This is a genomic window from Paenibacillus sp. MAEPY2, from assembly GCF_000499205.1.
Lineage (GTDB): Bacteria > Bacillota > Bacilli > Paenibacillales > Paenibacillaceae > Paenibacillus > Paenibacillus vandeheii.
The window spans coordinates 142,340-154,084 of sequence record NZ_AWUK01000030.1 but is presented as its reverse complement, the minus strand read 5'-3'; the positions used below and the strand labels follow the sequence as shown (position 1 = coordinate 154,084).

The 11,745-nt window shown below is 46.8% G+C and carries 13 protein-coding genes; all 13 read left to right on the top strand.

Annotated features, from left to right (window positions below; genetic code table 11):
• Positions 1-203 precede the first annotated feature (203 nt).
• Positions 204-1,310, top strand: a complete 1,107-nt coding sequence (locus tag P364_RS0122125; protein WP_024632253.1) for an Ig-like domain-containing protein — start codon at positions 204-206, stop codon at positions 1,308-1,310.
• Between the two features lie 352 nt (positions 1,311-1,662).
• Positions 1,663-2,214, top strand: a complete 552-nt coding sequence (locus tag P364_RS0122115; protein WP_024632251.1) for a GrpB family protein — start codon at positions 1,663-1,665, stop codon at positions 2,212-2,214.
• 6 nt (positions 2,215-2,220) lie between these two features.
• Complete coding sequence (locus tag P364_RS0122110) at positions 2,221-2,619, top strand: ribosomal maturation YjgA family protein (RefSeq protein ID WP_024632250.1); 399 nt, start codon at positions 2,221-2,223, stop codon at positions 2,617-2,619.
• A 20-nt stretch (positions 2,620-2,639) separates the two neighbouring features.
• The gene (locus tag P364_RS0122105; protein WP_024632249.1) at positions 2,640-3,197 is read left to right on the top strand and encodes a GNAT family N-acetyltransferase; all 558 of its coding nucleotides are present in this window, start codon (positions 2,640-2,642) and stop codon (positions 3,195-3,197) included.
• A gap of 51 nt (positions 3,198-3,248) precedes the next feature.
• Positions 3,249-3,578 carry a DUF952 domain-containing protein gene (locus P364_RS0122100; RefSeq protein ID WP_024632248.1) on the top strand — a complete coding sequence of 110 codons (330 nt, stop codon included), beginning with the start codon at positions 3,249-3,251 and terminating at the stop codon, positions 3,576-3,578.
• Between the two features lie 27 nt (positions 3,579-3,605).
• On the top strand, positions 3,606-4,196 hold the full coding sequence (locus P364_RS0122095) for a DUF1572 family protein (protein ID WP_024632247.1): 591 nt from the start codon (positions 3,606-3,608) through the stop codon (positions 4,194-4,196).
• Positions 4,193-4,783: a histidine phosphatase family protein gene (locus tag P364_RS0122090; RefSeq protein ID WP_024632246.1), complete on the top strand. Its 591-nt coding sequence runs from the start codon at positions 4,193-4,195 to the stop codon at positions 4,781-4,783. The genes P364_RS0122095 and P364_RS0122090 overlap by 4 nt, the downstream gene beginning before the upstream one ends.
• 108 nt (positions 4,784-4,891) lie before the next feature.
• Positions 4,892-5,602, top strand: a complete 711-nt coding sequence (pxpB, locus tag P364_RS0122085) for a 5-oxoprolinase subunit PxpB (RefSeq protein WP_081718080.1) — start codon at positions 4,892-4,894, stop codon at positions 5,600-5,602.
• Positions 5,599-6,627 carry a biotin-dependent carboxyltransferase family protein gene (locus tag P364_RS0122080; protein ID WP_024632244.1) on the top strand — a complete coding sequence of 343 codons (1,029 nt, stop codon included), beginning with the start codon at positions 5,599-5,601 and terminating at the stop codon, positions 6,625-6,627. The genes pxpB and P364_RS0122080 overlap by 4 nt, the downstream gene beginning before the upstream one ends.
• The gene (locus P364_RS0122075; RefSeq protein ID WP_024632243.1) at positions 6,624-7,394 is read left to right on the top strand and encodes a LamB/YcsF family protein; all 771 of its coding nucleotides are present in this window, start codon (positions 6,624-6,626) and stop codon (positions 7,392-7,394) included. The genes P364_RS0122080 and P364_RS0122075 overlap by 4 nt, the downstream gene beginning before the upstream one ends.
• 65 nt (positions 7,395-7,459) lie before the next feature.
• Positions 7,460-7,918, top strand: a complete 459-nt coding sequence (locus P364_RS0122070; RefSeq protein ID WP_024632242.1) for an NUDIX domain-containing protein — start codon at positions 7,460-7,462, stop codon at positions 7,916-7,918.
• A 547-nt stretch (positions 7,919-8,465) separates the two neighbouring features.
• Positions 8,466-8,882, top strand: coding sequence for a pyridoxamine 5'-phosphate oxidase family protein (locus P364_RS0122065; protein ID WP_024632241.1), 417 nt, complete (start codon positions 8,466-8,468; stop codon positions 8,880-8,882).
• Between the two features lie 476 nt (positions 8,883-9,358).
• Positions 9,359-11,617: a bifunctional 2',3'-cyclic-nucleotide 2'-phosphodiesterase/3'-nucleotidase gene (locus P364_RS0122060; RefSeq protein ID WP_024632240.1), complete on the top strand. Its 2,259-nt coding sequence runs from the start codon at positions 9,359-9,361 to the stop codon at positions 11,615-11,617.
• The last annotated feature ends 128 nt before the right edge of the window (positions 11,618-11,745 follow it).

The window sequence follows — 11,745 nt, the reverse complement described above, 5'->3', positions numbered from 1 at the left end:
TGAGGCATTCTTCAGTCACTTCCATATGACTTGCAGAATGCCTCTGCTTATTTATGGAATATAGGGAGGGCTGCATCGGAGGACAGATGTCGAATGTTCCTCATATCCGAGATTTTGCTCCAATATTATTCACTTTTATGTAATGTGTTTCCGATATAATATAATAGAAGTAAAATATTGGATTACAGGAGATGAAGAATATAATGAATGGAATCAAAAAAGCAATACGAGGCACCTTGGCCCTTATTTTAGTATTGGCAGTACTGGCCCCATCGCTTGCCCTGGCAGCCACGGGTGATGTGACGTCCATTGAAATTACCAACAGCAGTCCGCAGCAGATGAGTGTGTCCCAGACAACTACGCTTCAAGTCATGGCGGTTATTGAAGGTTTTGATAACAAACAGGATGTTACCGGCGGAGTCACATGGTCCACGAGTAACGATGCGGTTGTCACCATAACAAAAGGCAAGGTAAAGGCTGTAGCAGCAGGAGAAGCAACGGTATACGCACAGGTAAATGGTGCCAAAGCACAATTGCTGGTTAAGGTTCAGGATAAAATTAAAAGCATCAAAGCTTCCCCTAGTTCCTATAACTTTGTCAAAGGGAGTGAAAGTACGCTTCCCAAAGTAAGCATTGTGCGTGCAAATGGCAAGGAAGAAGACGTCACGTCCGAGATCGTATGGACGGTATCCAGTGCTTCGGCTGTGCTGGAAAGTGGGAAAATTAAAGGTATTACGCCTGGTAGAGTGCTGTTACAAGGCAAATATGGTTCAGAGACGGTTAAAGTTCCCGTAGCGATCACGGACGAGATTACCAAAGTCGAAGTGACTCCTGCTGTCATGCAGCTGAATATTAAGAAATCGAAAGCGTTGAAGGTCATCGGTACATATGCCAATGGGAAAACGATTAATCTTTCGAAACAGGTAACGTGGACCTCTTCCAACAATAATGTAGCCATCGTCAAAAATGGTACAGTCAAAACACTGACGGAAGGACAAGCCACCTTGACAGGAACTTATCAAAATCAGACAATAAAGGCAGAGGTTACCGTTGTTCCTTTGCTCAAAAAGCTGATCACAGGCCAGAAAACACTCGTCTTATCGCCACAGGCAAGTGCAACACTGAGTGTGATGGCACAGTATGATACAGGCAAAACCACGATTGTAACGAGCAGTGCCGTGTGGAGCAGCACCAAACCAAGTGTAGCCACAGTAACGGGCGGCAAGATTGTGGCCGTAGGTAAAGGCAAAACATCCATCACTGCCAAATGGGGCAATAAAAAAGTGACCATACCGGTAACGGTAAAATAAAGTTTCATCGAATCAAGTAAATCAATTGAGGTCATTTCATCATCATGAACAGAAACAGATGGGGCGTAGACATACGCCCCTTTTAGGTATAAAAAAAATTAGTTTTTACAAGCCCTATGTTTTAAACCCAACAAAAAACGGCATTGGACGTGATGAAACTGAATTCTTCAATTATAAGCTCAGATAACAATATCTATGGTTTGGCTTACGTGAAGTATCTTCTTCTCATCCTACTTTCGATACTAACACTCGGGATGATTGCCACAATTGAGGACAATAAGAAACGAGCCTATTCGAAGTATCTGGAAGAATACCGATTGAAATTCAGTCCTGCAAAGGAAGGAGCATCTGAATGACAAATCACTTGCAACCGGAAAATTGGCCTGCGTGGGCGACAGAGTCGGTAGAGATTGTTGAGGCCAATCCCATGTGGGAGCTATTGGCTCAGGAAGAAATCAGGGTGTTGAGAAACCTGTTGCAGCAGTTCGATATTCATAAATTCGAACATATCGGAAGCACGTCCATTCCGGGATTGCCCGCCAAGCCCATTATTGATTTGATGGCAGAGGTGCAGTCATGGGAGGACATGGACTCGATTGCTGATCAGTTGAATCCGGTAGGATGGAACTACGTTCCACCTGAACTGGATGGTCGGGAATACAGACGATTCTGGGTCAGGGTGAAAGATGGCAAGAGAGCTGTACATCTTCATCTGATGCGCCCAGAAGAGTTACGTTGGGATCGCCAAATCCAGTTTCGGGACGTGCTGAGACAACGCCCGGATCTGGTTGAGGTATACGCAGCCCTAAAGGTTAAGCTTGCTGATGAGAATAAGGATGATAGGGAAGCTTATACCACTGCCAAAACGGAATTCATTCTAAAAGTGCTTGATGAGGGCATTTAATTCGTGATGACCGTATTTAGCAAAGACAGGCTGATTTATTTCACCGCAGTGATCATAACCATGGCGGCAGGGTTGGCGTCCAGGCACTTTGGTGCACTTTTACCGATTTTTGTGCGTGAGCATTTCGGTGACGCCTTGTGGGCAGGGATGATCTATTTTGGGATACGCATGTTATGGATTAATCGCAGCAGAGAGTGGGCGATGATAGTTAGCCTGATTTTCAGCTGGGCTATCGAATGTTCACAAATAATTCAGACCCCTTGGCTGAACGAAGTGCGTTCAACAGTGCTGGGTGCGCTTATTTTGGGACATGGATTTCTGGCGATGGATCTGCTGAGGTATGCTGTCGGCATTCTGTTTGTGTATGGGATTGACCGTTATTTCCTGAGAAATGAGAAGGCTTGATAATGGGGAGTGGGGCTTACGTGAATATTGAGAAGCTTTTTGCAGAATCACCCGAGTTTGAGACAGAGCGGTTGGTACTGAGACGTCTTACGCTTAACGACCTCGATGATTATTTTATGTTTGCCTCCGATCCGAGGGTGAGTCAGCAAAGTTTGTGGAACTGCCATGAGACGTTGGACGACTCCGTTCAATATATTCAAAGAGTGTTGGACAATTATGAGAAGAAAACTGTCTATATATGGGCCTTTATTCTGAAGGAAACGGGGAAGCTGATCGGTCGAGGTGGTATTTTCCATCTTAATGAACCCATGCAGAGTGCCGAACTGGGATACGCGATAGCCAGCAGTTATTGGGGCAAAGGCCTCGCGGCAGAAGCGATGCAGCCAATTGTTGAATACTGTTTTCAGGAATTGGACTGCAATCGGCTGGAGGGGAAATGTAATGCAGGCAATATCGGATCTGCACGAGTGATGGAGAAGCTGGGCATGTCAGTTGAAGGTTTACTGCGCAAACAATTGAAGATCAAAGGTGTGTTTACAGATCAAAAATTGTACTCACGTATCCGGGATGATCTATAATACTTCCAATGACGTGCAGGATACATAGAAGAAATTGAAGGAGGCGGAACAATGATCTACAGTATTATTTCCCGAGCGGTATGGGAGCAGGTATCCAAGCAGAGCGTATATGCACCGGATAGCCTGGAGACGGATGGTTTCATTCATTGTTCCACCAAAGAACAAATTCCATGGGTAGCGGCTCAATTTTATCAAGGGCGTACGGATTTGTTATTGCTTGGTATTGATGAGAGGGACTTGAAGCCGGAACTGGTGTATGAGGACCTGTATGAGTTGAATGAACTTTTTCCACATATTTATGGTGAACTTAATTTAGACGCTGTACGAAAAGTTATTTCCTTTGAACCGAATGAGGACGGGACGTTTTCCTTTCCTGAATAAAGACTTTTTGCGAAGGGTTGTGAACGCGTGGACATGAATCAAGTATTTCTGGATACAGCCGAGAAGCAATTTCTGTATTATAAGCAGCTTGGGGAGAAGGCTATGGAGCAACTGGAGTCTGAGCAGCTGTTTCAATCCTGGAATGAAGATGCCAACAGCATTGCGGTTATTGTGAAGCATCTCTGGGGCAATATGCTGTCCCGTTGGACGGATGTACTGACAACTGATGGAGAGAAGCCGTGGCGTGAGCGAGATGCCGAATTCGTGAATGATATCTCGACCCGAGAAGAGCTGCTTGCCAAATGGGAGGAAGGCTGGAACTGTCTGCTTGGAGCCATTCGTTCTTTTACACCGGAGCAACTGTCGCATATCATATATATTCGCAATGAAGGACATACCGTTATGGAGGCAATCATCCGGCAATTGGCGCACTATCCTTATCATGTGGGACAGATTATCTATGCAGCCAAAATGCTCAAAGAAACCTCATGGAACAGTCTTTCCATTCCGAGAAACGGTTCTAGTCAATATAATGGTGGCAAATTTGCCAAACCGAAGGCACGAAAACATTTTACAGATGATGAATTACGTATAGAAAAAGGTGAGGAACAGCAATGACACAGATCGCATTGATTCGCCATGGAAGCACGGCGTGGAATAAAGAGAAACGTTCGCAGGGACAAACGGATAATCCGCTGGATCAGGAAGGAAGAGAACAGGCAGTATTGCTTGCCGCAAGACTGAGTGAGGAAAAATGGGATGCCATCTATGCAAGTGACCTGGAGCGTGCAAGTGAGACGGCAAGCATCATCGGAGATCGCTTGGGAATTCAGGAGATTCAGTTGGACCCGAGACTACGTGAGATGGGCGGTGGACAGGTGGAAGGTACGACCGAAGCTGAGCGTCTAGCCCGGTGGGGAGCGGATTGGAGTAATCTCGATTTGGGCCGGGAGCTTGCGGATGCAGGCATGGCGCGAGGTAGTGCCGCGTTAGAAGATATTGTACGTCAGCATCCCAATGGTAAAGTCATCGTTGTCAGTCATGGCGCCATTCTTCGTAATACTCTGCGAGGTCTGGTGCCTGAGCTTGATGTGAGCGCAAAGCTGTCCAACACGTCGATCACCCGGATTTCTTGGGAAGCGGAATCCTGGCAGTGTGGGCTATACAATTGCAGCGTGCATCTGGATTCCTCCAAGGAGTTGTGATAGACGGAAGAAGCAGAGCCTTTCCCTGCTGTCCGTTCACTTATTTTGCAGGCTTTGGAGAAACAATGATCAAAGGATTATAAACTTGTGCACAAGGAGGGGGATGGCATGGCCGAAATGCCGTATTCATGGACTGAGGATTTGCTGTCTCCTCTGGGCGAAACAGGGGTTATCATCCGTTGTGGGGATGCCATATCTGAAGCGGTGCACCGGAGGGTGATGTCGGTATGTGCTTTACTGGAAAAAAGCCTTATACCGGGTGTCTTCGAATGGTTACCTTCGTTTGCTTCGGTCACGCTGTTCTATGATCCGTTGATCAATCCGTACCACGAGGTATGCAGGGTACTGCTTCATCATTTGAATAGAATGGAAGAAGCAGCGGAGGATCACACCAGAACAGTTATTATTCCGGTATGTTATGGTGGTGAACTCGGTCCCGACCTGGAATACGTCGCTACTGAACATGGGCTTACGCCAGATGAGGTCATAGCTATTCATACATCTGGCGATTACCTGGTTCACATGATTGGATTTGCACCGGGTTTTCCTTATCTGGGCGGATTATCGGAGAAGATTGCTACGCCTAGACGACCCACACCTCGACTTCGGGTTGAAGCAGGAACGGTGGGCATTGGTGGCAAACAAACCGGAGTTTATCCGGTATCGACTCCCGGCGGATGGCAATGTATTGGTCGAACGCCGCTGGCACTATTTCGTCCGACGGAAGATCCCCCGAGCCTGCTTGCAGCGGGTGATCGGGTTCGTTTTGTGTCAATATCACTTCAGGAATATTTGGAACAGAAGGAGGGCGAACGATGAGTATTGAGGTCATTCGCCCAGGTCTGTTATCCACCGTGCAGGATGAAGGAAGAACGGGATTTCGCCGGTATGGGATACATCCAGGTGGGGTTATGGATACCTTTGCAGCCAGAGCAGCGAATGTATTGGTTGGAAATTCCCGTGATGCAGCTGTGCTGGAGATGACGATGACGGGACCGGAGCTTCATTTCCATGAAAATCAGCTGATCTCTTTATGTGGAGCGGATCTGACGGCAACGGTGGATGGCCTGCCTGTTCCCCTATGGCGTCCGACCGTGATTCTTGCTGGAAGTGTGCTGAGATTTGGTCGATGCCACTCTGGTTTGCGGGCCTATATGGCGGTTGCTGGTGGAACCGCAGTACCTGAGGTCATGGGCAGCCGAAGCACGGATCTCAAAACAGGTATTGGTGGGCTGAAAGGGCGTGCCTTACAGGTGGGCGACAGGTTGCCTGTGGGGGAAGCTTCTCGCGAAGCGCAAGCGACGTTGCATAGTCTGAGCCTTTACGCTGAAAAGAACAACCGACGGATGCATGCACCTGTCTGGTATTTGTCTAGCAGGGAATGGCCCGCCTACCAAGCTCATCCTGTCATTCGTGTCATGGCGGGCAAGGACAGTGCAGAGTTTGATAAAAATAGCCTTGAACGATTCCATCAAGAACGATATGTGATCTCTCCCCAATCGGATCGGATGGGTTATCGATTGGAAGGTGCAAAGCTGGAAATCGGTCAGCCAATGGATCGGTTGTCTGAAGCAGTCACCTATGGCACGGTGCAGGTGCCAGCAGACGGTCAGCCCATTATATTGATGGCCGATCATCAGACCATTGGAGGCTATCCTGTAATCGCACAGGTGACCCGCGTGGATTTGCCAATATTGGCACAGGCACGGCCCGGGGCAAAAGTTGCTTTTAAGGAGATTACATATGAAGAAGCGCAGCAACTATTCCTGGAACAGGAGCTGAATTGGAAGCTGACCGATCAGCTGGTTCGCAGGAGATTGGCAGAAATGGGGGGCCTTCAATGAACATGGTGGTGGATATCAATTGTGACCTGGGTGAAAGTTTCGGGGTGTACCGAATGGAGTCGGATGTGGCGATTCTGAGGCTAACTACTTCAGCCAACATCGCTTGTGGATTTCATGCGGGTGACCCGGAAACGATGCGGCAAACGGTGCAGCAAGCATTGGAGCATCAGGTTGCGATCGGTGCCCATCCCGGTCTGCCGGATTTGCAAGGCTTCGGTAGGAGACGTATGGACATTACGCCACGGGAAGCCTATGACATGGTTGTATACCAAATTGGCGCGCTGGATGCTTTTGTACGCTCATCCGGAGGACGCATGCATCATGTGAAACCTCATGGGGCCTTGTATAACATGGCTGCTGAAGATGATCGGCTCGCTGAGGGAATCGCCGAGGCTATTTATAAAGTACAACCGGATCTGTATCTATATGGCTTAGCCGGAAGTGCAATGATACAGGCAGCGGATCGCATTGGACTGCGCAGCGTGAGTGAAGTTTTTGCGGATCGGACCTACGCACCTGATGGGACACTAACACCGCGCAGTCAGCCCGGGGCAATCATCGAGCAGACGGAAAAAGCCCTTGCTCAAGTGCTGCGCATGGTGAAAGAGGGTATCGTGCTGTCAGCGGAGGGCACACTTGTCCCCATTAAAGCCGAGACGATTTGCATTCACGGTGACGGTGCGCATGCTCTTACATTTGCTCAAGAGATTCGTACGTTGCTTGAATCTGAGGGAGTTACGTTGTCTGCGCCTGGAGTTGCTAGATAATTGCTACAGTAACCGAGGGCTGGTAGGGGCGAACTATACGAATTTGTAAGGAGTGAAACTATAACATGAAACCGATACGTAATTCGGCGAAGGCCGTTATCGTACAGGATGGACGTCTGCTGGTGATCCGGTTGGAGGATCAATATGGTGCAGCTTATGTTTTCCCCGGCGGAGGACAGGAGAAGGGCGAGGAGCTCAAGGATGCGGTTGCCCGTGAATGTCTGGAGGAGATTGGACAGGCGGTGACCGTGAGAGAACTGCTGCATATCCGGGAGTACATTGGGAAAAACCACGAATTTGCCGAGTGGGATGCCGATGTGCACCAGGTTGAATTTTATTTTGAATGCAAGTTAATAGATCCGAAAGCTACGATCTTTGAAGGCTCCAGTCCAGACGACCATCAGGTAGCTGTAGAATGGATTCCCCTTGAAGAGCTGTCCAAGGTTCGCTTATATCCGAAAACAATTGGTGAGTTGTTGCAAAATAAGAATTCGTCACGCATTTACCTGGGAGATTTGAATTAAAACTGTCACGTTTATGAACGGGTTCATGGATTCACCATAGGTGAGGTGGGTACACTATAAGTACAGGCTTATTACACCAACGTGATATAAGCAAAGATATCAGAGATAGGCAATCAAGTATGCTTCTCTTTGAGATTTTAGCTTATCTACCCTAATGTTGAAGAACAGTGGAAGTAGTGAAGGGGACGGAATCGATTCTGAAGAAGCGAAGTGTTCGCCTGCATCCTAGATTTTCACTTATATATCCGTTGAATAAAACATTTACACGATAACGGAGAGGACAGAAGAAACCTGAAAAAGCGAAGCGTTCGCCTTTATCACCGGATTTTCCCTTGAGAAAAGGGAATTAAAAAAATCTGGGGATAACAGCGATTGGAAGGTTGTTCTGTCTTCGTAGTGTCAGTGTAAATCGTCTTTAGTCCAACTTATACGAGGAAATGATCAGGATCATTGCGAGACAACAGCGATCCAAAGAACGATCCGTACCCGTAACGGCCGCCTACAGGAGTTCTTCAAATATCCCCTCTAACCGAAAGGAGCAATCCCCATGAACCAGACTGAATTGGAACAAAACATTGTAAAAGCATTGGAAAATAACCCTTTTTGCAGTTTCTCCACGGTGGAGAACGGTAAACCGAAATCCCGCTATATGGCGCTTTTTAACGATGGAATGAACATTCATCTGGCAACAAACCGTCGTACGCACAAGGTAGAGGAGCTGGAGAATAATCCGAACGTCAGCCTTTTGTTAGGTTATGAAGCGGGTGGCTCCAAGGAAGTGGTCGAGATCGAAGGAACATGTGAAGTGACGAAAAATGAAGGTTTGCGTGAACAGGTATGGAATGATGAATTAAAAGCATGGTTTGACGGCCCGAACGATCCCAATTATGTCATTCTGGACATTACCCCCAATCGGATTGAATACACTGGCAAAGATCATGAGCATCAGGTGTGGGAGAAGTAATTTCAATGTTGAAAATCACCTTTTCATAGTGGGAGGCAGTGCCAACTACTCGGAAAAGAAATAGCCAACCGTGAACGCCAGAAGGCTTCACGGTTTTTTGTATGAACGGATTCAGCTAATATGGATATAGATGTAAGCCGCATGTAATATACGTTTTTAACAGAGTGTGTAAACTGTTTTCATCCAAAAATATGCAAAATATGTCGAAATCACGCATGATAATGTAAACTTGGTCAGGTATATGCGGATAACGTAAAAAATAATGCTTTTCAATGGCTAAACATTGCGTTATGATTTGGAATGTAAACGATACGCAAAGATATGAATAGATGTTCATGTGAGATAAACTAACCTGAAATTCTGATGCATACGTTCAGAAAATCAGTACGCACAACCCATGAGATCTTTCGCATTTCTGCGCTTATTCGTTTGCTTACTAATGCATGATTCAATGTACATAACCGGGAGGGGTTATTTTGAGAAAGAGTAAAAAAGTATTATCGAGCCTGACTGCCGCTTTGGTTGCATTAAACGTGCTTGCGGTATTTCCGGTACCTGTATCGGCTGCGGACGCTACTAAGGTTAAATTGCGGATCATGGAAACAACAGACATTCACGACAACTTAGTTAACTATGACTACTATTCCGACAAAGAGACAGACCAGTATGGACTGGCGAAGACGGCTACACTGATCAAAAAAGCCCGTGATGAAGCAAAGAACAGCTTGCTGTTCGACAACGGTGACCTGATTCAGGGTAACCCGCTTGGGGATTATGTAGCGAAGATTGATCCACTCAAAAAGGGTGAGACTCACCCTGTATATAAAGCGATGAACCTGCTCGATTATGATGCAGGAAACATCGGTAACCATGAATTTAACTATGGTTTGGACTTCCTTGACATGACGCTGGAAGGTGCGAACTTCCCTTACATCAATGCCAACGTATATGTAGATGACGGTGACGACGATGAGACGAACGACAAGAACTATTTTACCCCGTACAAAATTTTAGACAAAAAAGTGACCGACGAGAGTGGCAAAGAGCACACCATCAAAGTGGGTGTCATCGGATTTGTACCGCCACAAGTCATGCAGTGGGACAGCGCTAATCTGGAAGGCAAAGTCATTGCCAAAGACATTATCGCAACTGCAAAAAAATTCATTCCTAAAATGAAGGCTGAAGGTGCCGACATTATTGTGGCTATTCCTCACTCCGGTTTTGAAGATATTCCGCAAACGGATCTGATGGAAAACTCGGTATTGTATTTGAGCCAGGTTGAAGGCATTAATGCCATTCTGTTCGGACATGCCCATAAAGTATTCCCAAGCGCTGATTTTGCTGGTAAAAAAGGTGTGGACCTTGAAAAAGGTACAATCAATGGTGTTCCTTCCGTTGAACCAGGCTTCTGGGGCGACCACCTCGGGATTATCGATCTGGACCTCGAACAGGTAGACGGCAAATGGAAAGTGGTAGACTCCGCGGTGGAAGCACGCCCTATCTATGACACAGCTAACAAAAAAGCTCTGGTAGATGCGGATCAAGAGATCGTCGATGCTGTTCATGACGAACATGAAGGTACGCTTGAGTATGTTCGTGGCCCAGTTGGCGAAACAACAGCTCCAATCAACAGCTTCTTTGCACTGGTTCAGGATGATCCATCCATTCAGATTGTAACGAATGCACAGAAATGGTATGTCGAAAAACATTTGCAAGGAACAGAATATGAAGATATCCCTGTATTGTCTGCAGGAGCTCCGTTCAAAGCAGGCGGACGTTCAGGTGCTTCGTATTACACGAATATCCCTAAAGGCACAATTGCTATCAAAAACGTAGCTGACCTGTACGTGTATCCGAATACAGTACATGCCGTTATGGTTAATGGTGCAGAGCTGAAAGAATGGTTGGAATGGTCTGCTGGTCAATTCAATCAGATCGATCCGGCTAAAGGCGGACAGCAACAGCTGGTCAATATGGACTTCCCGACGTATAACTTCGACGTTATCGATGGTGTCACGTACCAAATTGATGTGACTCAACCAGCCAAATACGATGGCAAAGCAACAATTGTCAATGCATCGGCTAGCCGTATTAAAGATCTGAGCTTCAATGGCAAACCGGTTGATCCAGCTCAAAAATTCATCGTAGCGACGAATAACTATCGTGCTTCTTCGTCCAAACTGGCTAACCCGGACGGTAAACGTATCGTCTTGGCTGCACCGGATGAGAACCGTCAGGTTATCATTGATTACATCCGTGAGAACAAAACGATTAACCCAACGGCTGACGGCAACTGGTCGCTTGCACCAATTAAGCCTTCCGCAGGTGTAACGGCAGCAGCTCTTAACGACCTTGAAGTGGTGTTTGCTTCTTCCCCAGATGCCAAAGCATTGGTGGAAGCGAACCCGGCGATGTCCTTCATCGGGACGAACAAAGACGGTTTTGCTGAATATGGCTTGAAATTGACAGGAGAAGCAACAACGACTCCAGAAACAGGCACGGAGCCTGCTCCAACGCCTACGAAGCCAGATCCAACTCCAACTAAACCTACAACCAAGCCACAACCTGAGAAATCAGCAGGCGGCAAAGTGGTATATGTAGTGAAAAAAGGAGATAATCTCTATCGCATCGGTTTGAAATATGGCGTGGACTGGCGCAAGCTTGTCTCTGCTAACAAAATTACAAATGTGCACAACCTGAAAGTTGGACAGAAAATCGTAATTCCCGCTTCTTAAGATCAATTAGCGGTAAAAGAAGACCGACAGTCTTAGACTGTCGGTCTTCTTCATGCTAGGAACCGTTGATGCATCAGTAACCATCATAGTTGGAGTCATCAAAACAGTAGAGATAAATTTGTAGACCC

What these genes read in the sequence shown, in the direction of transcription:
- P364_RS0122125 (WP_024632253.1), top strand. Translation starts at nt 204, where the DNA reads ATGAATGGAATCAAAAAAGCAATACGAGGCACCTTGGCCCTTATTTTA.
- P364_RS0122115 (WP_024632251.1), top strand. Translation starts at nt 1,663, where the DNA reads ATGACAAATCACTTGCAACCGGAAAATTGGCCTGCGTGGGCGACAGAG.
- P364_RS0122110 (WP_024632250.1), top strand. Translation starts at nt 2,221, where the DNA reads ATGACCGTATTTAGCAAAGACAGGCTGATTTATTTCACCGCAGTGATC.
- P364_RS0122100 (WP_024632248.1), top strand. Translation starts at nt 3,249, where the DNA reads ATGATCTACAGTATTATTTCCCGAGCGGTATGGGAGCAGGTATCCAAG.
- P364_RS0122090 (WP_024632246.1), top strand. Translation starts at nt 4,193, where the DNA reads ATGACACAGATCGCATTGATTCGCCATGGAAGCACGGCGTGGAATAAA.
- pxpB (WP_081718080.1), top strand. Translation starts at nt 4,892, where the DNA reads ATGGCCGAAATGCCGTATTCATGGACTGAGGATTTGCTGTCTCCTCTG.
- P364_RS0122080 (WP_024632244.1), top strand. Translation starts at nt 5,599, where the DNA reads ATGAGTATTGAGGTCATTCGCCCAGGTCTGTTATCCACCGTGCAGGAT.
- P364_RS0122075 (WP_024632243.1), top strand. Translation starts at nt 6,624, where the DNA reads ATGAACATGGTGGTGGATATCAATTGTGACCTGGGTGAAAGTTTCGGG.
- P364_RS0122070 (WP_024632242.1), top strand. Translation starts at nt 7,460, where the DNA reads ATGAAACCGATACGTAATTCGGCGAAGGCCGTTATCGTACAGGATGGA.
- P364_RS0122065 (WP_024632241.1), top strand. Translation starts at nt 8,466, where the DNA reads ATGAACCAGACTGAATTGGAACAAAACATTGTAAAAGCATTGGAAAAT.